We start from the raw sequence: 26,657 nt of genomic DNA on the forward strand, positions 1-26,657 counted from the left end.
TCAACTTGAGACTTTTTGTCCCATTCTATAACGGATTGGGAACAAGGTTCTAAACACTCTCAAATCCCAAGTAAATTCCCTTGAAACTTTCCTAGTCTCTTAGAATCTGCAGATTCATAGGGGCAAAATGGAAAAAATTGCAGGGAAGATCATTACACATGAAAGAGAATTTGAAGGGACAATTTCTTTTGATCCCATTTCTGGACTCATCACATCTGTAAAAGAAGGGATCGATCCCGAGGCAGACCAATTCCCCGATGGTTCGGTCATTTTTCCTGGTTTTGGTGATATCCACATCCATGCACGAGAGGATGTGAGCGGAAAACATACCTACAAAGAAGATTTTATCTCTGCCGGCAATGCCGCCATCAACGGAGGTGTGATCCATGTAGCTGATATGCCAAACAATCCCGTTCCTCCCATTGATGATGAAACTTATGCCGCAAAACAAGCGCTCACGACTAAAGCCCCCATCCAAATCACTTTGTATGCAGGCATTGGCCCTCATACCAAACCATTAACAAAAAAGGTTCCTTATAAAGTATTTATGGGTCCGTCCATTGGCGAATTGTTCTTTCATGACAATGCTTCCTTAGAAGAAGTCATCAAACATTATGTTGGCCAAGACATTAGTTTCCACTGTGAAGATCCTGAAATCTTAATTGCTAACCAATCACAACCCACCCACGAAGAAAGACGCCCCAAAGAAGCAGAAACCGTGGCGACTGATTTTGCTTTGTATTTAATAGAGAAATACAACTTAAAAGGAAAACTTTGCCACTATTCCACAAAAGATGGGCTTTCTAAAATCATCGCGGCCAAAAAAAGAGGAGTGAATGTCACTTGTGAAGTCACACCTACCCATTTGATGTTTGATACGAATATGTTGACAGAAACCAACCACAAGTGGTTTCAAATGAATCCACCACTCCGGGGTAGAGAAGACCGGGAAGCCATGGTCAAAGGAATTCTCGATGGACATATTGACTATTTGGCAACGGACCATGCCCCTCATTCTATCGAAGAAAAACAAAAAGGGACAAGTGGGATCTCACAATTAGATACTTATGGGTTATTTGTCACCTATATGATACTCAAACTAAACATTCCGAGGACTACCATTGCCAGAATATGTGCCAAAAACCCGGGAGAATTCGTTTCTCCTTACTTACCAAACAAGTTTGGAAAAGGGGTTGGTGTCATTAACGAAGGTTATGCGGCTAATTTTTCTATCCTAAATTTAAAAAAACCAGTTGAATTTCAAAAATCAATGGTTAAAAGTAAGTCCGGATGGTCACCCTTTGAAGGATTCCAATTTCCTGGATCTATCGAAGCCGTCTATTTTTTAGGCAAAAAAATACATGCAAAATGAGCCTTTAGGCAGTAAAATTCTATCAGGACTCACAGTTAAGTCACTCCTTGCGGAGTATCCCAATAGCTTTCAAGTGATGGATTGGGATGGAAATTTTATTTCTGTTACCGAACGATTTGCCCGGTTTCTGGAATTTGAACAAAAAGAGATTGTGGGTAAGTCCATAGTTGATTTTACCCAAGAAGACGACAAAGAGAACACGAAAGACACCTTCGATAGTTTGGGTGAGAATCCTAATATTGTAAATTTTGAAAATAGACTGGTAACCAAATCGAATGAAGAAGTTTGGATCATTTGGTTATTCATCCCTTTGCGAGAATCCAAAATCATTCTGGGTTTTGACCGCGATGTCACCATCCAAAAAGACATATCCTTCGAATTCCTCCTGCAACAACAAAAGTACAAATCCATTTTCGACAACTTACCTATGGGTATTGCCATCACTGATGAAAAAGGAAAAATCATTGAGACCAATAAAACGGCAAGAACCTATTTTAACATCCAAGACGGCGAACTTTTAAACCGGACCTTAAACATTCGAAAATACACACTCATCCAACCCAACGGAAGTAAAATTTATCCAAGAAATTCCAGCCTGATGCGAGCCCTTCGTCACAAAGAAGTGATTCGTAATATGGAAATTGGTCTGATCAAAGAAGATAAAATCACCTGGTTTGATATTTTAGCAACACCGATCCCCATGGAAAACTTTGGATTGGCTGTTGCCTTTCTTGACATCACCCAAAGAAGACATGCGGAAGAAAAAATTGCTTATCTAGCTTTTTTTGACCAACTCACAAACCTTCCCAATCGGAACTCACTGATCGATAAACTCTTTCCTATCTTTGAAGAAGCCAGAAGGCATGGAAACCTTGTGGGAGTTCTTGCTATCGATTTAGATAATTTCAAAATCATCAATGATTCCAGAGGCCATGACTTTGGTGACAAAATCATAAAACTTGTTGCTTACCGAATCCGCGAAAGCATTCGCGTGTATGATTTGATCAGTAGACAAGGGGGAGATGAGTTTACCGTTGTTTTACCGGATCTATCAAATGAAAGAGATGCGGCTGTAATTTCTGAATCCATTTTAGATGCTATGACTCATCCTTTTGTGATCGATGGAGAGAGGATTTTTGTTAATATTTCTATTGGCATCGCCTTATACCCTACAGACGGAAAAGATTCCAATACACTTTTAAAAAATGCAGATAGTGCTCTTAACTTAGCGAAAGCCCAAGGGAAAAACTGTTATGTATTTTTTACGGAAGAACTCCAAACCGTTGTTGCCGAACGATTAGAAATCGAAAATCGAATGCGGATCGCCATCATTGAAAATCAATTCACTTTGATGTACCAACCCAAAATTGATCTTTATACAAGAAAACCTGTGGGTGTAGAAGCTCTCATACGTTGGCGCCACCCCGAACGCGGTCTAATCTCTCCGAATGTATTCATTCCAATCTCCGAAGAAACAGGAATGATTTTAGCCATCGGGGAATGGGTGATCAAGTCTGCCATCCAAACCATGCGCATTTGGAAAGATGCAGGAGTGAATGATGTTTCGATGGCGGTGAATATCTCCACCAAACAGTTCAAACACGAACGATTGATTTCTACTATCGCCGAAAATTTGAAACTTTTTAAAGTGGATCCACATGACTTAGAAGTGGAACTCACCGAAAGTTCAGTAATGGAAAATGCGGATGCTGCCGTTCGCACCATGCAAGAAATTCGTAAACTCGGTGCCAAAATTGCCATCGATGACTTTGGAACAGGTTACAGTAGCTTGGGGTATTTGAAAAAACTCCCCATTTCTTCCTTAAAAATTGACCGTTCTTTTGTTTCCGAGATCACTTCCGACAAAGACTCCAAAACCATCATCCATGCAGTGTCCAACCTTGCACATAACCTTGGTTTGAGTGTGGTTGCAGAAGGTGCGGAAACTGCAGAACAAGTAGAGTTACTTGCAGAAAGTGGAGTCGACCTCATTCAGGGATTTTTCTTTGCCAAACCGATGACTTCTGAGGATTGCCTTCATTTTCTGAAGACAGAACTTGGAATTTCGGATTGACCCGTTCGCTTTCCCACCATTTTTATCAATTAAGGATTTCACTTGAAACTTTCAGTTGATTGGTTAAACGAATTTACCCCGCTCTCCCAGATTCCTTTTGAAAAGGTCCTGGAAAAAATTAATACCTCTATTTGCGAAATTGATGATGTGGAAGAATTCAGAGTCCACCTATCATCAGTTATCACAGTAAAAATCAAATCACTTGAAAAACATCCCAATGCGGAAAAACTACAAACCACCATTGCCAGTGATGGTTCCAAAGAATACCAAATTGTGACTGCGGCTACCAATGTAAAGGTCGGAGACATTGTTCCTCTGGCCCTGCCTGGAACCAAACTAGACGGAAAAGAAATTTTAGATTCGGAACTACGTGGTGTTCGTTCCCAAGGGATGTATTGTTCTGAAAAAGAATTGGGCCTGGCTTTAGAATCTTCTGGAGTTTTGATTTTTCCTTCGGACACAACGCTTGGAATTTCTGTTCGCAAATTATTTTTATGGGAAGATACTATCCTCACAATCGATAACAAATCGATCACACATAGGCCAGACCTTTGGAATCATTTTGGATTTGCTCGGGAACTTTCATCCCAACTCCAATTACCTTTCCACCAATTTCCACTCCAAGCAGATGTAAAATTCGAATCTGGGAAAAATGGACTCTCGGTTACAAAATCAGAACACGCCCATGCCTATTATGTTTGTTCCATCCAAGACGTAAACATTGCTCCTTCCAATCCCAAAATCAAATCAAGGCTAGAAAAATGTGGGATTCGTTCCATCAACAATGTTGTGGACGTTTCCAATTATTTGCTTCTAGAACTCGGACAACCCACTCATTTTTTTGATAGAGAGAGATTACCATCCACAACTTTCTCTGTTGTGAAATCTACAGAAGGAACTTCCTTTCCTCTTCTTGATGACACAACACCAAAATTACAAAAAGACCTCCTTCTCATTCAAAATGGAAAAGATCTTGTAGCACTAGCGGGTGTTATGGGAGGAAAAGATTCAGCTGTGATTGATTCCACAAAAAATATAGTAATGGAATCCGCTGTTTTTAAAAGAGAAGATGTTCGGTATACCATTCGTAAAACCAATATTCGTACAGAGTCTGCAGTTCGTTATGAAAAAGGTTTAGACAGTTTCACTTGTTTGCCTGTGATTCGCCGTGCTGTCCAACTGCTCAAAGAAAATGGAAATCCAAATATTAAGGTTTATGAACCAGAAGGATTCAACCATACAGAATCAAAATCAGTTACCATCAAAACGAATCTTACTTTCCTTCGTCATAAATTAGGCAAAGACATTTCCCAAAACGAAGTCACAGAAATCTTAAACAAACTGGGATTCACTGTCACAAACCAAGGAGAGGAACTCTCGGTTCTTGTTCCTAGATACAGACAGAATTATGATGTGACCATTCCGGAAGATCTTGTGGAAGAAATCGGAAGATCCATTGGATATGCCTCCATCCAAACACAAGCTCTTTCTATGGCAGTGGAAACCCCCATTCGCAATCCACTCCGTGAGTTGGAACGAAGGGTAAAAAACTTCCTCGCATTGGAAGTGGGATTTAACGAAGTATATAATTATTCTTTTGCCTCCCCTACAGATGCAAAATTTGAATCATCACAAGAAAGTTCCTCTTTAAAAATTGCGAACGAAATGCCCGACGAACATTCGTTACTACGAAATAGTTTATTCCCGGGACTTATCAAACAAGCGAAAGTCAACCAAGACCGATTTGAAACTATCAATTTGTTTGAACTCGGAAGGACTTACCATAAAGAAGGAAAAGGTTCTGAACTAGCAGAAGAAAGACGTTGGCTCTCGATTCTTTCTCTTTCCAAAAACAAACCAAATGACCTAACTGCAGTTGAATTGGAATTTCTTAATTTAAGAGAAACCCTTTCGGAACTCTTTTTATATCTAAACCTTCCTAAGTTCGAATGGAAGAAATCAACAAGAAACTACTTTCATCCCAATGCTGGACTTGTTTTAGAATATGACGGAACAGAAATTGCTGAATTGGGAATTCTGCATTCGCGTTATGCGGATGAATATGACTTAAAACGCAGAGCCATTCTTTCCAAAATCAATATGGAAAAGTTAGTGGATGTTTGGGAAAAATACGGAAGGAATTCCCATTTCATTCCACCATCTAACTTTCCACAAGGCCAACTGGATCTTTCTTTGCTTATGAACGAAAAAGATTCTACAGAATCCTTTGCGAACTTAGTAGAAACGATGAAAATTCCCGAGTTGGAATCTGTATATGTTCAAACCATCTTTAAAGGTGAGACCGTGGGTGAAGGAAAAAAATCGGTTACCTATCGATTCAAACTTATGTCCTATGACAAAACGTTCACCCAAGAAAGGTTTAAGGAACTTTCGGATTCACTCGTAGAAACAGCAAAAGCGAACGGATATAACTTACGATAAATTTGCTTTGACAAATCCCGATTTTTATCGGGAAATCATCCGAGTTTATGCGGACACTCCTAACAGTCATTTTGTCGGGCTTAGTTTTGTCCTGTTCTCGATTGGAAATTCAAAAGTCCATCACCGATGACAGTTTTGTTCCGCAAAAAATAGATTATGCGATTGCTACCAACCCTGATATTGATTTACAAAAACTTCGATGGACTCCTATCTTTAAAAACAATTTAAGTTTAGGTTTCCAATCAGATCATATTTACCTTAGGATCAAAGCCACAAACCCAACCTCCGCAAACAAACTGATTTTAGATTTAGGAAATCCACATCTAGACCTGGTTCGTGTGTTCGAAGAGGGAAATCCAGAACCTATCAAAGAAGGTGGCGACTTTATTGCTCATTCTCATTGGGATGCATTTTCCAAATCCATTGCATTTGAACTAGATTGGAAAGAGAATGAAACCAAAACACTAATTCTAGAAACCAAATCATCATCAAATATCAGTTATTTGATTCGTTTTTATTCTAAAGAAACATTTTATTTAAAAGAAAATTTAGAAAATACAATCCTTGGCTTTTTTTACGGCACCATTTTTATTATGGTGATTTATAACTTATTCATTTATTTTATCTTAAAAGAAAAAGCCTACATCACCTATTCCATATCTATTTTTTTCAATTTAACCTTACAGATGTATTTAAATGGAATTTTAAATCAGGTGGTTACTTTAGATCATCCGGAAATTCACAATCGAATTGGAAGTATCATTGTTACTTGTTCGGCACTTTCGGGTTGGACCTTTGCCCAACAAACTTTGAATCTGCGAGAATTGAATCCTTGGTCAAATAGACTCATCCAATCTCTCAAGGTATTGGTTTTATTTTATATTTTAATTCCTTATGCCTATTTACCCATTTCCATTGCGGTTCGGTTGGGAAATCTCATCGCACAATTGTTTGTTGTTTCCGTATTAGTTGTAGCCTTAGTCAACTATAGCACAGGAAACAAACAAGCCAGGTTGTTTCTCATTGGTTGGATTACATTACTCTTTGGAATCTTAATGTATACTTTAATGCAAAACGGGGTTCTACCGGTGAATGCATTTACAATTTATGGAAACCAAATCGGATCTACATTGGAAGCTGGAATTTTATCTTTAGCTCTTGCAAACAAAATCAATGAGCTCAAAGAAGAAAAAGCTAACACACAAGCAGAAGCACTCGTGACTCTCGAAGAAAAAGTACGAGAACGTACAAAAACTTTAGATGAATCATTGAATCTAATTAAAAAAGATTTGAACGTTGCCAAAAAAATCCAAAAGACTTTGTTTTCGGATATCAAAACCAGTGATCCCAGAATCCATTTCCATTCCTACTACCAATCCATGTCAGAAGTAGGTGGAGATTTTTATGACCTAACACAAGTAAAACCAGACTATTATCGAATTTTTGTCGCTGATGCCACTGGACATGGAATCCAAGCCGCCCTCATCACCATGGCAATCAAAGCCGAATACGAATCTCTAAAAATGATTTATGATCATCCCGATGATTTGGTATTTCATATGAACCAAATCTTTATCAACAAATACAGCAATATCCAAACTATATTTACTTGTTCGGTCTGCGATATTGATCTAAAAAATAAAATCCTTTTTTATGCCTCTGCAGGACATCCCGACCAAATCCATCAGAGAATTCATGACATCAAACTCCTCCCCAGAACTGGTAAAATCATTGGGCTTATGGATCATACCCAATATAGAATCATTGAACACCAAATTGAAGAAGGAGATCGTATCTTTCTATTTACCGATGGAATTTTTGAACAGTTCAATGAAGAAAAAGAACTCTTTGGTGAAGATCGGTTGTACGAAATTTTAAAAGAGAACCTAAAGATGAGTTTGGATCATACAATGGCAAAAGTACTCAGCGAACTAGCTTTGTTTACTGAAGGAGATGTAAAACAAGACGACATTACATTTATCGGTTGCGAAATTCAAAGTCTAAGTTGATTTTGATATCCATGTCCTATTCAGAAATTCCTGTTTTTACAAAACCATTCATCCACCCATCCGCTACTGCTTTTGGTATGGTAGAGTATGGAACTTCGGTTTCGCTTTGGCCAGGGGCAGTCGTTCGTGCTGATATGAACACGATCAAATTAGGAAATTACGTCAATATCCAAGACAACTCCACTCTCCATACAGATTCTTCAAGTCCTATATCAATCGGTGAATGGACGTTAGTTGGTCATAATGTAATGATTCATGGATGTAAAATTGGACGAGGTGTTCTTGTTGGCATTGGTTCCATTGTTCTTGATAAAGCAGAAATTGGGGATGGTTCTCAAATTGCTGCAGGATGTATGATTCGAGGTGGGAAAAAAATTCCGCCTCGGTCTCTTGTAGTTCCTGATGGATCCGATATTAAAATTTTTCCTGGAAAAGCTAAACCAGAATTAACAGTGGCGGGATGTATTGAATACGCTCACCTATCCGTTCGTTTTGAAAAAAATCTTTTTGTTCCCTTCCAAAAAGAAGAAGAAATCCATTTTGTAAACCAAGCAAAAGAAATCATTTCAAAGTTAGGCATCTAAGGAAACCAAAGACATTTTCTTTTTTGTCTAACAAATACATCTCTCATGAAAAAAATTATAGATAAACTCCAAATTTTAGGAATTTTTTCCATCACCCAAACTGTATTTCAAATTGGAACCGTGATGATCATGGCAGTTTCTGCACTCGCAGGCCAAAACATTGCACCCTCTCCCGAATCAGCATCCCTACCCATTTCCTTTGTCATTTTAGGAACCCTCCTTGGCCTTGTTCCTGCATCCAGAATTATGAAATGGAAAGGAAGTAAGTTTGGTTTACTCACAGGAACAGTGATTGGAATTTTCGGAGCTTGTCTTGCTTCGTATGCAATGTATGAGAGAAATTTTATCCTCTTCTCTGTCGCACATATATTATATGGATTCCATCAATCATTTGTGCAATACCTACGATTTGTCGCTATGGAATCGGTTCCGGTTCACGACAGAGCGAGTGCTTTGTCCTGGATTTTAATAGCAGGAATTCCTGCAGCCTTCCTTGGCCCACTGGCAGGTCTTCACGGAATCCACCTAATTCCAGATTCTTTGTATTTGGGATGTTATATCATACTCATTTCTAGTTTGTCATTGCAGTTCGTATTCATCAGTTTTCTTCCTACACCGAAAAAATCACTAAACGAAAGTCATACGACTGAAACAGAATCCTCTCCCAGAGAATCGATTCGACCGTTTTCTTACCACATCCAAAATTTTGGACTTTGGGTTTCTATCATGGCAACCGCTTTTAGTTTTGGGATTATGGCAATGCTTATGTCAGCTTTACCTGTGGCGATGAAAACACATGGCCATGAAATGCATGCATCCACGACTGTTTTGCAATGGCATATTTTAGGAATGTACATCCCTTCCTTTTTTTCTGGCCAATTGGTGAGAAAGATGACAGCTCCTTACCTCATTCTACTGGGAATTGTTGTGATCGGACTTGAAAGTTTTGCCGCCCTCCAAGGTACAGAATTTTTACCATTTGCTGTAGCACTAATTCTACTAGGAGTTGGTTGGAATTTTATGTATGTGGGTGGGACAAATCTACTTGTGGAACAATACCATCCTTCCGAAAAAAATACAATCCAAGCCGTGAACGATACAATTGTTTATTTAATTGCAATCTTATCAACGTATAGCGCAGGTTATTTAGAAAATAAAATTGGTTGGCTTCGTTTGAATTTGGTGAGTATTCCTTTTTTAGTTCTAATGGGCCTACTCATTCTATTCTATTTGGAACGCAACCGAAGGAAATTAAAAATTTTAGATTAAATGATCTTTCTTCCGGCTTTGATTTTGGCTGCAAATTCTTTTGCCATTTCAATCCGAAGTTTTCCTTCGGCGAATCGGCGTTTTTCCAGATCTGTTTCCAATCGTAACGGAGGAACAGGACAAGGTTTTTTATTTTTGTCGAGAGCAACAAATGAAAGATAGGCGGTAGTCGCTCGCACCATTTCCCCCGTGTAAGGATTTTCCCGATTCACTTGCACTCCGACTTCCATCGAAGTGGTTCCTACATAGTTGACCATTGCTTTCAAATTGACATGATCACCAATTTGAATCGGCGTAATGAAATTAATCCGATCAATACTGACCGTCACAGCCTCGCGGCCGGAATGTCTTTGTGCAGACATAGCCCCAATCGAATCGATCCAACTCATAATGGCACCGCCGAATGCAGTTCCGTAATGGTTGGCATCGTTGGGAAGAACGAGGTGTCTCGTTTCTACTGCGGAGTCTTGGGGTGACTTGGGCTGTAAATCATTAGTATTCGTCACAATGAGGATAAGTTAGTCTTGACCAATCGCCGAGGAAAGGCTTTTTTAAGGTTTCTTTAGCAAGTTCAGATCGTCAAATAAGAGCAAAAATGGCAGCAGAGAAACATCACTATGTCTATTGGACGAAATTTAGAAAGGACACAAGTCCGCTCCTTCGTCGTTTCTTATTGATAGCCTCTGGTTTGTTTGTCACTGCAGCAATTTTACATATCGTACCCTTTTTTACAAACCAAGGAGAGATCGATTATATATTCCTTTTTGTAGATCTAGGAATCTCCGGAGTTTTATATTTAGAATATCTATTAAAAAACAAAGTTCCTTTAATCATACGAGTTTCCAGTTTAATTAGCACTGGTGTTTTTATATCTGTATTGTCTTTTGTCAGGAGTGGATTACTCGGGACCGGGGAAATCTCTTTAGCATTTATCATTGTTTCATTTTTTGTTTTTCTACCACCTACCCTTAGTTTGGTTTCGTCTCTATTGATTTCCATTCTTCCTGCGATATTCGGTGTGATGGTTTATTTCTCATGGATTCAATTTCCAGACATCTTAGGACAAAGAAATAATAGCCCACGGGAATGGTATTTTAAATCCGTTAGTCTTGTCATATTTTCCATTCTAAGTGGTTTTTTAATCCAAAGACTAAGAGCAAAATTAATCAAAAATATTGTTTATCTCAAAGAATCACGAAGTAAAATCCTAAAAACAAAACAACATATCGATAAATTAGCATTTTACGATTCTCTAACTCATCTACCCAACAGATATCTATTTGAAAAACTGATTCAAAATAAAATTGATTCGGCCAAACCAGAAACTTTTCTTTTGTTAATCAATATCAAAGGCCTCAAAGTAATCAATGCTCTGCACGGAATCAGTTTTGGAGACCAAATTCTTACACTTATCGGAAGTGTCTTAAAACTATTCACTGAAGAAAGACCCGATACACTCGTTGCCAGTTTGGGGGGCGATGAATTTATTCTTTGGATTGAAAATTCCACAAAAACGAAAATTGAAAATGCTATCGTAAGATTTGATTTGAATAACAACCATATATTAACACCGGAACGACTGGGACATCGGTTACAATATCGAGTTTCCGGAGTTCAATTTCCAGAAGATGCAAGCTATTTAGATGAAGGTATACGTAAACTTTCTATAGCCATGAATGTAGCAAGGGAAGAAACTCTCACAAATCTAGTTTGGTTTCAATCGGGAATGGAATCAAAAATTGAGAAAGAACAAAAGTTAAAAATATATTTAGAAAAGGCGATCAATGAAAAAAATTTCAAAATTGCTTATCAAGAAAAAGTAGATATTAGCAATAGAAAAACTATTGGGCTTGAGGCTCTTGCACGTTGGAACGCACCTGAATTTGGCAACGTTCCCCCTGACGAATTCATTCCCATCATCACAAAATCAGAGTTAATTGTTCCATTCGGAAAATGTATTTTTGAAAAAGTAATTTCGCATATTCCAAGATTACTCGAATCCTATGGAAAACAAATTCAGGTATCGATCAACATCTCACCTATTTTCTTTTTATATCCAAACTTTAATGAATACATAATTCATAGTTTGACTGAAAATCAAATTGATCCAAAAAACATAATATTTGAAATCACCGAAGATGTATTTTTAGATGAAATCGAAACCATCCAAAAAATTGTATCGGAACTCCGATCCAAGGGAATTTCCGTTTCCTTGGATGATTTTGGAAAAGGTTATTCTTCTCTGCATTATATGCAAAAAATCCAATTTGATGAATTAAAAATTGATAAGTCATTCTTAGATGATATTGCAAGCTCTGATAGAAATTTTCTACTTCTCGAATCCATTTGCCATTTGGCTGATTCCTTAGGATTAAAAACCATTGCAGAGGGTATTGAAAACGAAGAACAACTCCTTCGTTTAAGACAAACTTCTTGTCATGTTGTCCAGGGTTATCTATATTCAAGACCAGAAATTCTATTTGATTAATGACACCTAAACCCAAACTCTAACTTTATTTTTCCCTCTTTCTTTAGTTGCAGAGAAAAATCGAATCTCAGAATATATCCTCTATGGGACAAGGTCATAATCATTCTAAACACGACCATCACTCGCACGATCACAACCACCACCATACTTCATCCTCTTCTAAAAATTTAGCCTGGGCATTTGCGCTTAACTTAAGTTTTTCTATACTAGAACTGGCCGGTGGAATTTTTTCCAATAGTATTGCCATTATCTCCGATGCCTTCCATGACTTTGGAGACGCATTGTCCCTCGCTCTTGTTTGGTATCTCCAAAAAATTTCAACAAAACCGAAAGACAATCATTTTGACTATGGATACAAACGATTCTCTATATTAGGTGCACTCATCATCTCTGTCATTCTTTCCGTTGGATCCATCTTTATGATCATTGAATCCATCAAAAGGTTCATCACTCCTGAAGAAACTAAGGCAGAGGTTATGTTTGCCCTCGCCATCATTGGTGTAGTTGTGAATGGAGCTGCTATGCTTCGACTCAACCATGGCAAATCATTATCTGAAAAGGCAGTCTTCCTTCATTTTCTAGAAGATATACTTGGTTGGATTGCCGTATTAATCGCTAGTATCGTTATGATGTTCTTTAATCTGCCTTGGTTTGATCCATTACTTTCTATGGCCATCGCACTCTGGATTCTATGGAATGCTTATGGAAATATCAAACAAGTAATGGGTGTTATGTTGCAAGCGGTTCCGGATTCTATCGATCGCGAAGACTTAATTCATCATTGGGAAAAAATTACCGGAGTTCAGTCCGTCCATGATATCAAAATTTGGAGTTTGGATGGAAACCACCATGTAGCATCCCTACATGTTCTCATCAACAAAACAGTCAAACTAACCGAATTTTCAAAGATCAAAGAAAAAATTCGAAAGGTTGCCTCAGAATTTGAAATCATCCACACTACCATCGAACTAGAAACAGACGCTGAGGCGTGCAAACTGCATTCAAACTGAATGCATAGATACAAACCTTTCTAATGATTGGATTCTTTTGATCCAATCTAAAATTTTTGGATAAGAAGATAAATCAAAACCTCCCTCATCTGCCACATGAGTGTATGCAAATAATGAGATGTCTGCTGTTGTGACTCGATCACCAATCAAATATGGTGTTTTTTCTAACTGAGTTTCCATCACTTGCAATGCTTGATAACCTCCCACTTGTTTAGATTCGTATTCGGTACGTCTCTCTTGAGGGATGCCTAAATAATGTTTGATGTACCTTGCAACGGCAATGTAGGGTTCATGACTGTACTGTTCAAAAAATTGCCATTGGAAAACTTTAGCTCTTTCAAATGGATCTTTAGGAATCAGGTCACTTCCTTCTGCTAGAAAATTTAAGATCGCATTGGACTCAGACAAAATTCTTCCATCGTCCCAAACAAGAACGGGAATTTTTCCATTTGGATTCATTTTTAAAAAAGTATCTGTTCTGGTTTCTCCTTTCTTAGTGTCAATGTCTTGCCAGTCATAAGGTATTTGTAAGAAAGAAGTGACAAGGATTAGTTTGTAACTATTGCCCGATTGTTTATCACCGTAAATTTTCATTTTCCTTCCTATAGAGATCAGGTAAAAAACGTTCGAACTGACCCACCTCTTCAATGTTATGTTTGATCCAAGCAAATCCATGTTTTTTGTCAAAGAACAAAAACTCAAAGAGTGGCCTTAGTAACTTAAAACTCAATCCTTTCCAACCAACTATCAAACAATTCTCGTAACGAGTTCCCATTTCCGTTTCTTGAAAACTATATTCCATTCGTGCAATCGGTAAAATACCATATAAATACGGATTATGTATGAAACCTTCCTCATCTAATTTTTCAATGGGACTCACAACATTCACCAAATACTTCTTCTCTCTCCCCAAGTATTCCACGATCCGAAGCTCAGCACCAGGCCCCACAGTACCATCCGGTTTTCTTTTTTCGTAACTGACATGGACATGGTCTTCCGGATGCCAAACATGATATCGATTATAAACGTTTCCTTCATACTCAATGTCCCCTTCTAAATGTTGAAACCACCAAACCAACATTTTTGGGTAAATGCCCTTTAGTTTGTCATGCCGAATCCAATATTTGATTCGCCCGTCACGAAGAACCTCTCTTCCCGATTCGGCGGAACTCACTGGTTTTCGATTCCAATGGATTTGTAACTTAGGAAGTAACCCCAATTTGACCTTTTTCATTCTAACTCTCCCTGGTATAGTATACGCTATACTTAAACATTTCCCATGTAAAGTAATTACTATACAAAAAATCAATCGAAAAATCTGACAGGAGGTAAAAAATGTATCCAAACGGACTAAAGTGGCTCGATGAAACTGACCCTAAAATTACTACAAAACGAATTTACTGCTTACCAAAATCCACAATCCGACAAAGAACGAGATATTATTCAGGCAGCAGAAGATGTCTTTGCCGAACGAGGATTTGCTGGTGCCACAACGGCAGAGTTAGCAAAAAGAGCTGGTGTTACAGAACGTACACTTTTTAAATACTTCCCCTCCAAGTTTGATTTATATAAAAGAATTCTCTCTGGTTTACTTTTATCTACAATTGTTCCCGGTCATATGTCAGACCTAAAAGAAAGATTAGAATCTTTGAAACCAAACTTTAAAGATTGGTATATATCCATTCTAAAGGCAAGATTCGAAGCGGTTTCGAAAGAACCAAAAAAATTAAAACTATTACTCGGTGCCCTTCTTTTCTCAAAAGAGTTTTCTGAAATTTTTGGTAATCTTTGGAAGGTCAACTTATACGATACCTCAATTGAGGCCATCCGATACTTTCAAGAAATTGGCGAAATCAGAAAGGACATCGATCCCAATCAAATCGTAAGAGCATCCTTTAGTTTGGGCGCCAGTTTTTTAATTACTAAATTTGTATTGGCCCCAAAATTGCCTTTGGATCCAAAAGTGGAAATCGAAACTCTCTTTGAAATTTTTTATCACGGAATCAGAAAAGACCAATGATTATTGGATTTTATACCTAGGTTTGAATCGAGAACTCACACCTAGATCTTTATCTTCAAATTCTACATCTGCATGGAATGGATTTAATCTAATTTGATTTATCTTTATTTTGTCTTATTTTCTCTTTTCAATTCTCTGTTTTTCTTTTTAGGCAGTAATAAGGTCACGTTTCCCTTAGTTAATAAATGGTTAGCAACTTCGTCTATTCCCATACCATTTCCTAAATAATAATCCAACCTTCCTTCGCCGGTAATGGCGTTACCCCTATCATGGACAAACACCAAATGATTGTTTAATGACGCGTGATCGGATTGGAAAGAAAGTAAAACGGGAAACCCTAAGGGAATTTGTTTATCCATAGCAACGGATCGAAAGGGAACCAAACGAATACCACCGCTCCCCAGTGGTCGAAGTCCATCTTCATTTGTTTTAAATTTTGATACTGTTTCTTTCTCAAAAAATATATATCTTGGGTTTTTGAAAATGGCTTCCGTGACTTCCTTCGGTTTTGCTTGGATACAGTTAGATAGATGGTATGGTTTTAAACTAGGGCAAACTCCTTTAAGAAAAACAGATGGACTCATATAATTCAAACCATTATCGGCAGCATAATTGATTCGAAACAACTCGTTTGTTTCGGTTTCAACAAGGGCAGATCCTTCTAGTTGTGCTAAATGTAAATCGGTCAAACGCAAGAATACAATAGGTTTTGCATATTTTTCCCAAATAGACTTTTCTTTCCATCTCTCCCGGGGAAAGTGAATGGGATTTTCTACAGCTGTGTAGTCTGGCTTCGGGATGGGAGGAGACAATGCAGGATATTGGTATTCCCCTTCTGGTTGACTTTTTCCATGGATTCGTACTTCATAATATCCTGTTATTGTAGGTGGTCCATCTATGGGACTTAAATCGATCAATTTAAATCTCTTTTTAATTTCATTTTGAATCTGATGATCCGCAGATTCATGGACTATCCTTTGGAGTTCCACGAAAGATTTGAGTATCTCTTTGTATGTATATTCCTCTTCCAAATAACGAATTTTTGTATCTTCGGGCTTTCGTTGGAAATACAAGATCGACTCCCTTAATGCCGACTCCAGATTCACCGTTTGAGAAAAAGGGGACTTTTTTGGGTCCGGGGCGTAGTTTTGATTTTGGTTTCGGATTTGGTTCTCAGTAGGTGGAGAAGTTTGTGAAAATAAAGGGTATATAGTTAGAAAGCCGATGACAAAGGAAAGTCGAACACTAAAGAAACTTCCCGTAAAAGGTAAGTGACTTTCTTTTTTTCCTGAGTGACCCATTGGCTTTTTGTATTCTCCCAGTGCATTCCGAAAACCTTAAAAACGGATTCAGCGTGAATCGGGAAAGCCAGCCACGTTCGATCGTTCATGACTTTCCAAGGAATGCGGCTGCAAAAAGTAACCGACTTACCAAAGAAGGCTGGTTACCAAGGAGAGTCGAACACCAAAGAAACTCGCTGCAAAAGGTAAGTCACTCACCCCAAAATCAAAGTTTTTACCTTATGTCTCATAAGAAAGTCGCTGTCCAATCATTTTTCCCAATTACCCTTGACTTCCATGAGGGTACCAAAAACCTTTCAAAAGACCTCATATTTTTGCGATCATATATAGATTAATTAGGTGTTTCATGAAACGTACATTCCAACCGAGTAAAATTAAACGCGTGAGAACTCACGGATTCCGAGCCAGAATGGCTACCCCAGGCGGAAGAAATGTGATAGCCTCCAGAAGAAGAAAAGGACGTGCTAAATTGACTGTTTCCGACGAAAAAATCGGGAGAAAGTTCTAATTTAGGAGCTTCCTTCGGAGACCCTTCACGACCCAACCAGGATCCAGGAACTCTTTCGTCAGAATCGTAAAATGGGCAGGCCACCGATGCGATGGCTTGTTCGAAAAAACGGCCTTCCGTTTGCCAGTTTTTTATTTTGCCCCGATAAAACTCACAAAACAGCCGTTGCACGAAACCGTTCTAAACGAATTCTCCGAGAACTGGTTCGGAAACATCTATCTGTACTTCCTGTGGGATACGACTGTGCCCTACTCGTTCAGAAAGATTTTGCGAAGTTATCTAAGGAAGACCGAGAGGTTTTGTTCCTTTCGGTTCTAAAACAATTCCCATGAATCGGCTGTTTTTGGTTCTTATTTACCTCTACAAAAAACTGCTATCCCCTCTATTGCCTCCGGCTTGCCGATTTACCCCAAGTTGTTCCGAATACGCCAAACAAGCGTTTGAAACCTATCCATGGTACAAAGCGTTTGTTCTCAGTGTTGTTCGAATTTCTAAATGTCACCCTTTTCACGAAGGTGGACATGACCCATTACCGAAATCCTTTAACAAGAGTTAACTTATGCAAAATGATTCCACTAACAGACAAAGTCGTTTATTCCTCGCGCTATTCCTTAGTTTAGCTGTATGGATGGGAATAAACTATTTCTTCTTTCCACCGCAAACGCCAAAACCAAAAACTGCTGATGAAACTTCTAAACAAGAAGGCTCTGAAAAAGAGAAAACTACAGGAAATACTGCAGATCCAAAAGCAGAACTAAAAAAACCAACAACAGAAACAACCAAACTAAGTCCGGTGAAACCAGAAGATGTAAAAACATTTTCTTTAAAAACCGATTCCTTCTTAGTTCGTTTTTCTAGTTTAGGTGGAAGGATCACTGAATACTATATCAAAGACCATAAAGAACCAGACGGTTCAGAATTTGCGGTTGCGAAAGATCCTAAGTTCGAAATCGAATTTGATGGAAATAAAGAAAAGGCAGTGGAACTTACTAGAGGACAAGGTTTTGACTTCAATATCATCGAAGATAAAGATACAATCCCTTTTTCTGGATACAACTTAGTCAACTTTAGTTCTAGTTACAATGCGGAAACAAAAACCGTAATCTTCGAAGCACCTTCGTTAGATGGTAAATATACAATCCAAAAGAAATTTCAATTTTTCCCTTCTGAAAATTATTTCAAATTTCATCTAACCCTTAAAAACAAAACCAACGAAACTATCAACATTTCATCATCCAAATCGGATGTATACTTTAGATCATTTAGTTCCCTTGGACCAGTGCTTAAGAAAAAAGAAGATTTTAACGATCGTGACAATGCACATTACTTTCGTTATTACTACTTAGATGGAAGTTTTAAAGACCACGTAGATGGTACAACCACACAAGGGTTCTTTGATAATTTCTTAGGTTCTGATGAAGGAAAAGACACTCGTTACGAAATCAAAAAAGGTTCCAACGACAGAGTGGACTTTGTGGGAACAGGAAGTCGTTATTTCATTGGGGTGATCGATCCATTAAATGATAAACCAGCAGGAGTTCTTCTCGATAATCGCAAAGGGAATGAAACGGGAGTTCTCTTAGTTTATGACAACTGGAAACTTGGACCCGGTGAAGAAGTGAACTTGGATTATGCGGCCTATGTGGGAGTGAGAGAACTTGATGGAACCGCTTTCCGCGACAGTTCCTTAGATCCAAAAATCAACAAAGATTCTACCTTTGTTGGACTCAGTGAGTCACTCGACAAATCATTCAACCAAGGGATTACCACTCCACTTCGAAACGGAATTGTTTGGATTCTAAAAAAGATTTATTTGGTCATTCCTAACTACGGTTGGGCCATTGTTATTTTTGCCATTCTCTTCAAGTTGGCATTCTATCCGCTGAACAAAAAACAAGCGGAATCAATGAAGAAGATGCAAGAGTTATCACCGCAAATTAAAGTCATCAATGAAAAATATGCGGATGATCCAAAACTCAAACAAGAAAAAACCATTGAGTTATATAAAAAGAACGGAACCAATCCGATGGCGGGTTGTTTTCCAATGCTCATCCAAATCCCAATCTTCATCGCACTTTATACTGCGTTTTCTGATACAGTGGATCTTTGGAACTCTCCATTCTTATGGATCAATGATTTAAGTGAACCAGATACGGTTTATACAACTCCAAAGTTAGCATTTATTGGAGCCCTTGCCATCAACATTCTACCACTCATCATGGTAGCAACTCAAGTGGTTCAGTCACGAATGACAACAGTGTCAACAGATCCGAACCAAAAGATGATGATGTATATGATGCCTGTCATCATGTTATACTTCTTCTGGTCAATGCCTGCCGGTGTGACTATGTATTGGACAATGCAAAACATTCTGTCCATTGCCCAACAAGTATACACAAACAAGTTTGGAAAGTCTGAAGACAAAAAACCAAAGAATAATGGACCTGAGCCTGCGAACAACGCAGCTGCAGTAGCCCGACCTGGATTTAGAAACCAGAACAAAAAGAAAAAATGAAATCATTGTTTAACAAGGAAGATCACAGATGAATAATTACATTTTCGAAGCCGAAGGAAAAACTAAAAGTGAGGCGGAAGAATACTCTTTAGAAACACTTCGCCTCCAACCAGGCGATTTACGATTCGAAGTAGTTGATTCCGGAAAATCCGGATTTTTAGGAATCACACAAAAAAAACCAGCCGTTGTACGCGCGTTTGTTGCTAACAACGACATCCCATCCGAAAAAATCATCCATGGAGTTATCATTACCATTTTGAAAAAAATGGGAATTCCTGCGGAAGTAGTTGGAATGGGTGATGTAGATGGAAAAATCTATGTCGAACTTACAAGTAAAGAATCTGGACTCATCATCGGAAAAAGAGGAGGAACTTTAGATTCACTTCAATTCCTTCTGAACCTAATGGTAGATCCAAAAATTCGTCACAATAGAAAGATTGTATTAGATATTGAATCCTATCGCGACAAACGCGAGTTATCGCTCATTCGATTAGCAAAATCGGTTGCTGCATCAGTCATCAAATCTGGAAGATCTAAACTTTTAGATCCAATGAATCCATTTGAACGAAGAATTGTTCACATGGCAATCCAAGAAGACGAAAGAGTATTCACAAGATCCGAAGGAAATGGAACTTTCAAAAGAGTTCGTGTTATCTCTGCAAAAGAAAAACATAAATACAAAGATTTGGAAGATCCTTCAAAAAAAGGCCTTCCTGTTGAAGACTTTGCAGACGGAGTAGATCAAGAAGATCTTGATTGATACCATTGCGGCATTGTCCACTGCCTCAGGTCCCGGAGCGATTGGCATCCTTCGGGTATCGGGCTCTGCCGTATTGCCCATTGCCCACTCCGTTCTGCAAAAGAACGGATCTCCTCTCACCGAAGAATTTATAATCAACCAAAAGCGGACTGCTGTTTTTTGTGATTTTGTAGATGCAGATCACCCACTCGACCAAATCGTATTTTTTTATTTTCCATCACCTAACTCTTACACAGGTGAAGATTTAGCTGAGTTCCACTTACATGGAAACCCCATCTTACTCAAACGAGGTTTACAAATTCTGTTTGAAAAGGGTGCAAGGCCTGCACAGAAAGGTGAGTTTACTAAAAGAGCTTATCTAAATGGAAAAATCAATCTATCAGGTGCAGAAGCAATTGGTAGGTTAATTGAAGCCAGGTCTAGGTATGAATTGGAATTGGCCCAAAAAAATGTGTTTGGGGAAATTACAAAATTAAGTTCCAAAATTAGAAGTGATCTCATTTCCCTGAAAGCAGAGTGCGAAGCTGAAATTGATTTTTCCACAGAAGATCTTACCTTTGAAAGTTTGGAAGAAAGGAAAAATCGAATGGTTTCGTTACGCGATCTTTGTTCAAAACTCATCCAAGATTCGGAACGAGCAGAAACTTTAATTTTACAATCAACTGTCGTTTTATTTGGAGAACCGAACACGGGAAAATCTAGCCTAATGAATTTACTCATTGGTAAAGACCGTTCCATAATCTCCGACATTCCAGGGACTACCAGAGATTATATAGCCGAAGAATTGAGTTTGGATGGAATCCCCATTCGACTTGTAGATACCGCCGGAATCCGAGAAACATCGGATAACATTGAACAGATGGGAATCGAACGAAGCAAACGGGAAGCCGACAGCGCCAATGTAAAACTACTCCTCATTGATACTTCTCTACCATTCGACAAAAGTTCGTTTTTATCCAAACATAATGAAAGGCTCCATGGAGCCATCCTTGTGGCCAATAAAATCGATGAAAAACACAAAGATTGGAATTCAAAGGATTTGGAAACTCTAAGGAAAGAATTTGCCTTAGAAATTACAGAAATATCTTGTAAAACAAAAGTAGGAATCCCTCATTTATTAGACCTATTAAAAACAAAACTTACATCTAAAGATAGTTCGGAAGACATTGTTTTATTGGAAGATAGGCAACGGTATCACATTCAAAAAATTGAATCTAGTTTATCTGAAGCCATTCATCTTATGGAAGATGGTGCTCCCGCAGAAATTTATATCCAAGAAATCAACTCTTCTATCAAAGAAATTGGGGAAGTCAACGGTCATGTGGATAACGAAGAAATCCTCGGCAGAATTTTTAGTAAATTTTGTGTGGGTAAATAATTCACAAAAACCTTAAAATTTACGATTGTCTAATCATCCAAATAGTATCTAATTGGTGCACATTCGATACGAGGTAAAAAATGAAAAAATTTCTTGTGATTCTCTCTATTTTCTCTTTTAGCACTTTTGGTTTGTTTGCTCAAACAGAAGCAGACGAAGAACCAACTATGCAAGCTGATGAAGCTTCTGAAACCGTTAAACCTAAAAAAGAAAAAATCAATAACAAAGACGGCGAGAAAAAAGAGAAAAAACATCACAAACATGGTGAGAAAAAAGGCAAAAAAGCTAAGAAAGCCAAAAAAGAGAAAAAAGCTAAGAAAGACGCAGAGTAATTCTTCGTCTCATCTCAAACCAAAACCCCTGGAAACAGGGGTTTTTTTATACCTAAAGAATCCAAATGAAACAAACTTTAAAACCTATCACTTATCTCTCGTTAGTCGTTTTTTTATTTTTTACAATTTATTGTTCTAGTTCGGAAGAAAAAGAATCCTTAACTTCCCGTCCAAAATCCATTACATTTGATCTAAAACTCAAATCGATTCCCAAAGAATTAAAAGGGGAAACTATTTCCTATTCTCTAAAGTTTTATTTTTGTCCAGTTCCCAGTGCAAAAGATTGTTATACACCAGTATTCATAAGGACAGAAAAAACCAATCATCCCACTAGTTCATCCACTGATCAAATTATCTTTCCACAAGATTTACCAAACCAGTGGACACATCTTTCGATTCGCATAGAAGGAATCGAAAAGGTACATGGAAAGTATTCTCCTGGTCACAATCCTTTTTGGGTTCAAAATACAGATTCCCTTTCTAAAGATCCAAAAATAAAACATGAGTTTACATTTGTAAGCCAAGAGAATCTTATCCCCAATCGAAAACAAGAAGAACTGGCGCATAAGTTTGCACCCATTCTTGTCTTTCATAAAGATAAAAAATACCTACCCACCAATATCGAAAAGTATGCAAATTATTTTCAGTCCAAAGAATACACTCTTCCGGGTAAAGACATTCGCCGCAAATCGCTTGGCCAAACCACTTGGAACTATGTAGAATTTCCTGACCTAAGAGAAACAGAAAAACAAACACATTTATACTATCATGTGCGTTATGCGAAGACAACTGTCTCAGGAACGCAAAATACGGCCCTGCCTGGAATTCGAGATGACAGGAATTATTGGTATGAAGTGGGAAATGGAGATATGGTTGTCTCCTATTGGATTTGGTATGATTGGAATGAAGGGCCAACCAAGTTTGGTAATATCCACCAAGGGGATTTAGAATCCTATGCTCTCCTCATCTCAAAAGACGGCAAACCAAAACGAATTTTACTGACAGGCCATGATCATATCCTACTAGATACCGATTTTCGAAATATCAATTCCTTAAAAAACCATCCCATTCTTTATGTGGCGAAGGGTAATATGGGATCAGATGGTGGAAATCCAACATCAGCTTATGGTGGTTATACTGTAAAATTACATGCAGGAAATGCATTGTTTAATTATATTTCTGATCCATGGGATGTATTTCCTAGTTTCGATCCAGAAACTTCGATTCTCATCATCCCCAAAAACCTTTCTGATAAAGATTTATCGAATGTAAAAATAGGTTCAGGAATCAAACAGAATCGAGTTCCAACGGATGATTCTGAAAGAGAAAAAGATAAAAACTTAGAAACTCGTTATGTCGAAGCCCGTAACATGATCAAAGGGCGAATTGAAAAACTCATTGCTTGGGAAGAGCCAGGTTGGATAGGCCAAACAGCAGACAAAGATCCTGACGGCCACCATAAGGTGGATCCAAAACTTTCTTCCTTCTTTCGGTTTCAAGGGAGACTCGGTAAACATCCCAGGTCAGATTTAAGAATTGGGGAACTCCATCAATACGGTGAATCTCCAGAGAACGCACCGTTCAAAACCAATATCGAACAGCATTATACCTTTGAAAGTCCAAAGACCGAACGTTCTCATACGGACAGAGAAGGAAATTATGGACCTAAGTTTTTGGGAGATGATTCCACCCCACAAAAGTAACGAAATTAGACCTGATAGAATCAGATCAGGTCAACTAACTTTGCTTTGGTTAATTCTTCTGGTTTGAAAGGTTTTTCTTTTTTAATGTAGTCGATCATCTCTTCTCGGTGGGAATAACCAGCACCGAGGATTGCTTTTTGGATGACAAAGTCCTTCCAAGTTTTCAAACAATGACCGAATTTTTCACGGTCTAAAAGTCGTGTGATGGATTCCTCATTTTCTCCCCAAACATAAGGATTCGCACCTGCGTGAAGGAGTTCAATCAAACATTCAACAGCATCAGCAGAGGCAGCCAAAAACAAAGCTGTGTTTCCCAGATTGTCTTTTGTTTCTAAAGAAAAATCTCCTTCTTCTAAAAGATAAGTACAAAGATCATATAAATTTCTTTCCGCCACTAAGTGGAGTGCTGTTTTTCCTTCGCTATCTTTGTGTTCGATGATACTGGGAAACTTATGGAATAGGAGTTTTATGATCTCCATTCGATCTTCAATGATCGCTTCTAAAAAAACGGAACGTCCTTCTTCATTACGTAAGGAGATAACATCCTCTGAAATGGAATTAGATAATACATCCCAGAGTGATTCTGCGGATTCCAAGACAGCCAAATGAAAGATGGTATTTCCATTTTTGTCTCGTGTAAGAAGATGGGATGAGGTTTTCCAAGTCGCAACCGTTTCCACAAGGATTCGTAAAAAGGATTCTTTGTTTTGACCGATCACATCGAAGATGACGTTGCCGGGAGTTCTGTAAGGAAATGCGGGATCGGCTCCATTTAAAATGGCATGCCGAAACAAATCTTCATTCTCCATCTTAAGCATCCAAGAGAGAGAATTCGTTCCATACGAATCCAATTCATTCGGATCAGCACCCGCACCGATTTCTCTATTCCATTCTTCGATACTTCCCGATTTGGCAACGTCAATCAAACTCATTTAGGTTAAGATTTTACGTTTATTCACTAACGTCGATTTTTTAACGGAAGATTTTTTAGGAAGAGATCCAATGATTTTATCAAAACCTTTTTTGGTCTCAAAGGACAAAAATTGGATGGGAGCTTTGTCTTTCGTAGGAACCAAACTCATGGCTCGTTCCGAAAGTGCCGTGATCGTCAAACTTGGATTCACTCCTAAGTTAACAGTGAGCATGGACGCATCACAAACTCGGAGGTTCTCATAACCAAACACCTTGTTTTCCATATTGATCACTCCGCGTTCCGGAGAATCGGCCACAACACATCCTCCCATAATATGACCTGTAACAGGAGCATTGAGTAGTGTATCATTAAAAGAACTTCGTGGAATCCCACCGACAATCTCTGCTAGTTTTCTAGCAAAGGCGTTGGCAATGGGAATGTAGGTAGGTGTTGGTTCGCCAGTAGAAAGTGCTGAGGTAATGGTTTTTTGGAAGGGCCAAATGAACCGTCTTTTCCGTACAAGTCGTACGCTATTATCAACAGTCTGCATCACAAGTAGGATAATAGAATTTTTTGCGAATCCAATTGGGTTATGCGATTTCAAAAAATAAAGAGGATGGCGGACCATCGTCCAAAAGAATTTGAGTGGTCTTGGAAAAATCCCTCCTCCATCTGTCATCACACTCGCAAGGACTCCAAAAAAATCAGATCCTTTAGAATAACGAACCGGTTCGATATGAGTGTTTTCATCGGGATGTACAGAAGATGTAATAGCAATGCCTTTGGAATAATCGGCACCTTTACTTGCCGGAACGGTGACAGGCAAAATAGTTTCGCTATTGGTTCGAACTACATCACCTAACTTCTCAGACAAACGAATCATTTTGTTTTCTTGTTGCATCTTAAGGAGAAGTCCAACCGTTCCCATCACACCAGCAGACAAGACCACTTGTTTGGAGTGAAATTTTCTTTTAGGATAACCAAACCAACCCGTTGTGCTATTCGTTTCCAATTCATAACCAAACTCACCACTGGCCTCTGGATCAGGGATTCCCTTTTCATTGATAGGGATGAGGGAAGTAACTTTGGTTTCAGGGAGAATGACGGCTCCCAACTTTTCTGCTAAGTATAAATAGTTTTTATCCAATGTATTTTTTGCGTTATGACGACAACCCACCATACAACCACCACAAAAATTACAAGGATCTCGATCCGGTCCATCACCACCAAAAAAAGGATCTTTCGGATCTTTTTTGTTTCCAAAATAAATTCCCACAGGAGTTCTCTGGAAGGTATCTCCCTTACCAAATGTTTTGGCTGTTTCTAAAAGAAGACGGTCTGGTTCCCAAAGTTGTGGATTTTCAGTCACACCAAGCATGTGCTTGGCAACATCATAATATGGTAATAATGCTTTTTCACCGCCCATTTGGGAATACAATGGAGAGTTTAAAACTTTAGAAGAAGGGACATACAATGTACATGCATAGACCAATGATCCACCGCCCACACCTGATCCACTCACAAGTAAAAAATCATTGAGTAAATTGATTCTTTGGATTCCATAGAAACCTAGTTTAGGCATCCATAAGTATTTACGAAGACTCCAATTGGTTTTAGGAAAGTCAGTGGACTTCCAACGTTTTCCCGATTCGATCACCAATACCTTATAACCTTTTTGAGACAATCGATATGCGGAAACCGATCCTCCAAAACCCGATCCAACTATAATAAAGTCGTACTCATCATTTTGTTCTTTTGGAATGGATTGACTCATGGTTCGTTTTTCCTCGTTTGCGGTGTATAAGCGAAACCGAGTCTGCAACGGAATTCAATTCTTGTCAATTCGCTCTTAACGATTCCTATAAAAACTGATCGCAAACTGATCCAGATTATGCGGGTTACTGATTGTTTAGTTGTAAGGATTTGATAAAGGGAAGATTCAAAAAAAAGGAAATTCGAGAACATCCTCGGTTTTAGCG

General features: G+C 38.4%; 22 protein-coding genes and 1 pseudogene. 17 read left to right on the forward strand and 6 right to left on the reverse strand.

All coding sequences use genetic code 11. The annotated features are described in order from the left end of the window. Positions 1–127 precede the first annotated feature (127 nt). Genes JWG41_RS00935 through JWG41_RS00960 form a run of 6 tightly spaced genes read left to right on the forward strand, consistent with a single transcriptional unit; the run spans position 128 to position 9,750 of the window. Positions 128–1,372, forward strand: a complete 1,245-nt coding sequence (locus tag JWG41_RS00935) for an amidohydrolase family protein (protein WP_205268112.1) — start codon at positions 128–130, stop codon at positions 1,370–1,372. Then, positions 1,362–3,446: a bifunctional diguanylate cyclase/phosphodiesterase gene (locus JWG41_RS00940; RefSeq protein ID WP_205268113.1), complete on the forward strand. Its 2,085-nt coding sequence runs from the start codon at positions 1,362–1,364 to the stop codon at positions 3,444–3,446. The genes JWG41_RS00935 and JWG41_RS00940 overlap by 11 nt, the downstream gene beginning before the upstream one ends. A gap of 42 nt (positions 3,447–3,488) precedes the next feature. After that, entirely contained in the window at positions 3,489–5,888 is a 2,400-nt protein-coding gene (gene pheT / locus JWG41_RS00945; RefSeq protein WP_205268114.1) for a phenylalanine--tRNA ligase subunit beta, read from the forward strand. Between the two features lie 47 nt (positions 5,889–5,935). Beyond that, complete coding sequence (locus JWG41_RS00950; RefSeq protein ID WP_205268115.1) at positions 5,936–7,897, forward strand: 7TM diverse intracellular signaling domain-containing protein; 1,962 nt, start codon at positions 5,936–5,938, stop codon at positions 7,895–7,897. 26 nt (positions 7,898–7,923) lie between these two features. Continuing rightward, positions 7,924–8,481, forward strand: coding sequence for a gamma carbonic anhydrase family protein (locus JWG41_RS00955; RefSeq protein WP_408611695.1), 558 nt, complete (start codon positions 7,924–7,926; stop codon positions 8,479–8,481). Between the two features lie 45 nt (positions 8,482–8,526). Next, positions 8,527–9,750, forward strand: coding sequence for an MFS transporter (locus tag JWG41_RS00960; protein WP_205268117.1), 1,224 nt, complete (start codon positions 8,527–8,529; stop codon positions 9,748–9,750). Here JWG41_RS00960 and JWG41_RS00965 read toward each other — a convergent pair. Continuing rightward, complete coding sequence (locus tag JWG41_RS00965; protein ID WP_205268118.1) at positions 9,747–10,256, reverse strand: acyl-CoA thioesterase; 510 nt, start codon at positions 10,254–10,256, stop codon at positions 9,747–9,749. The two genes, JWG41_RS00960 and JWG41_RS00965, sit on opposite strands and share 4 nt — an antisense overlap. 89 nt (positions 10,257–10,345) lie before the next feature. Here JWG41_RS00965 and JWG41_RS00970 point away from each other — a divergent pair, with 89 nt between their 5' ends. Both JWG41_RS00970 and JWG41_RS00975 read left to right on the forward strand, forming a co-directional pair. Next, positions 10,346–12,238 carry a putative bifunctional diguanylate cyclase/phosphodiesterase gene (locus JWG41_RS00970; protein WP_205268119.1) on the forward strand — a complete coding sequence of 631 codons (1,893 nt, stop codon included), beginning with the start codon at positions 10,346–10,348 and terminating at the stop codon, positions 12,236–12,238. Positions 12,239–12,321: 83 nt separating this feature from the next. Then, positions 12,322–13,248 (forward strand): cation diffusion facilitator family transporter, encoded by a 927-nt coding sequence (locus JWG41_RS00975; RefSeq protein ID WP_205268120.1) that lies wholly within the window; start codon positions 12,322–12,324, stop codon positions 13,246–13,248. Here JWG41_RS00975 and JWG41_RS00980 read toward each other — a convergent pair. Both JWG41_RS00980 and JWG41_RS00985 read right to left on the reverse strand, forming a co-directional pair. Next, a complete protein-coding gene (locus tag JWG41_RS00980) occupies positions 13,240–13,842 on the reverse strand; it encodes a glutathione S-transferase family protein (protein ID WP_205268121.1) in 603 nt (200 codons plus the stop codon). The genes JWG41_RS00975 and JWG41_RS00980 overlap by 9 nt on opposite strands. Next, complete coding sequence (locus tag JWG41_RS00985) at positions 13,826–14,482, reverse strand: DAPG hydrolase family protein (RefSeq protein WP_205268122.1); 657 nt, start codon at positions 14,480–14,482, stop codon at positions 13,826–13,828. Before JWG41_RS00985 ends, JWG41_RS00980 begins: the two co-directional genes overlap by 17 nt. A 129-nt stretch (positions 14,483–14,611) precedes the next feature. Between JWG41_RS00985 and JWG41_RS00990 the strand changes: the two genes are divergently transcribed. Next, the gene (locus JWG41_RS00990; RefSeq protein WP_205268123.1) at positions 14,612–15,268 is read left to right on the forward strand and encodes a TetR/AcrR family transcriptional regulator; all 657 of its coding nucleotides are present in this window, start codon (positions 14,612–14,614) and stop codon (positions 15,266–15,268) included. Positions 15,269–15,372: 104 nt separating this feature from the next. On the opposite strand, the gene JWG41_RS00995 is transcribed toward JWG41_RS00990, so the two are convergent. Next, positions 15,373–16,569: an MltA domain-containing protein gene (locus JWG41_RS00995; protein ID WP_205268124.1), complete on the reverse strand. Its 1,197-nt coding sequence runs from the start codon at positions 16,567–16,569 to the stop codon at positions 15,373–15,375. 346 nt (positions 16,570–16,915) lie between these two features. Between JWG41_RS00995 and rpmH the strand changes: the two genes are divergently transcribed. From rpmH to JWG41_RS01035, 8 genes and pseudogenes are all read left to right on the forward strand, one after another. Further along, positions 16,916–17,077 carry a 50S ribosomal protein L34 gene (rpmH, locus tag JWG41_RS01000; protein WP_135572191.1) on the forward strand — a complete coding sequence of 54 codons (162 nt, stop codon included), beginning with the start codon at positions 16,916–16,918 and terminating at the stop codon, positions 17,075–17,077. A gap of 26 nt (positions 17,078–17,103) precedes the next feature. Next, positions 17,104–17,409, forward strand: a pseudogene (gene rnpA / locus JWG41_RS01005) (ribonuclease P protein component); the annotation flags it as partial. Beyond that, positions 17,406–17,633, forward strand: a complete 228-nt coding sequence (gene yidD, locus JWG41_RS01010; protein WP_205268125.1) for a membrane protein insertion efficiency factor YidD — start codon at positions 17,406–17,408, stop codon at positions 17,631–17,633. The pseudogene rnpA and the gene yidD, both read left to right, overlap by 4 nt. A gap of 3 nt (positions 17,634–17,636) precedes the next feature. Next, a complete protein-coding gene (gene yidC / locus JWG41_RS01015) occupies positions 17,637–19,592 on the forward strand; it encodes a membrane protein insertase YidC (RefSeq protein ID WP_205268126.1) in 1,956 nt (651 codons plus the stop codon). Between the two features lie 28 nt (positions 19,593–19,620). Then, on the forward strand, positions 19,621–20,352 hold the full coding sequence (jag, locus tag JWG41_RS01020; protein WP_004784914.1) for an RNA-binding cell elongation regulator Jag/EloR: 732 nt from the start codon (positions 19,621–19,623) through the stop codon (positions 20,350–20,352). Next, complete coding sequence (mnmE, locus tag JWG41_RS01025; RefSeq protein ID WP_205268127.1) at positions 20,345–21,730, forward strand: tRNA uridine-5-carboxymethylaminomethyl(34) synthesis GTPase MnmE; 1,386 nt, start codon at positions 20,345–20,347, stop codon at positions 21,728–21,730. The genes jag and mnmE overlap by 8 nt, the downstream gene beginning before the upstream one ends. 80 nt (positions 21,731–21,810) lie before the next feature. Further along, complete coding sequence (locus JWG41_RS01030; protein WP_205268128.1) at positions 21,811–22,062, forward strand: hypothetical protein; 252 nt, start codon at positions 21,811–21,813, stop codon at positions 22,060–22,062. Between the two features lie 65 nt (positions 22,063–22,127). Beyond that, entirely contained in the window at positions 22,128–23,765 is a 1,638-nt protein-coding gene (locus JWG41_RS01035; protein ID WP_205268129.1) for a hypothetical protein, read from the forward strand. Positions 23,766–23,785: 20 nt separating this feature from the next. Here JWG41_RS01035 and JWG41_RS01040 read toward each other — a convergent pair whose 3' ends face one another. Both JWG41_RS01040 and JWG41_RS01045 read right to left on the reverse strand, forming a co-directional pair. Continuing rightward, positions 23,786–24,697, reverse strand: coding sequence for an ankyrin repeat domain-containing protein (locus tag JWG41_RS01040; RefSeq protein WP_205268130.1), 912 nt, complete (start codon positions 24,695–24,697; stop codon positions 23,786–23,788). Further along, complete coding sequence (locus JWG41_RS01045; protein WP_205268131.1) at positions 24,698–26,452, reverse strand: GMC oxidoreductase; 1,755 nt, start codon at positions 26,450–26,452, stop codon at positions 24,698–24,700. Positions 26,453–26,657: the final 205 nt, after the last annotated feature.

It is taken from the genome of Leptospira chreensis, from assembly GCF_016919165.1.
In the GTDB taxonomy this organism is placed as follows: domain Bacteria; phylum Spirochaetota; class Leptospiria; order Leptospirales; family Leptospiraceae; genus Leptospira_A; species Leptospira_A chreensis.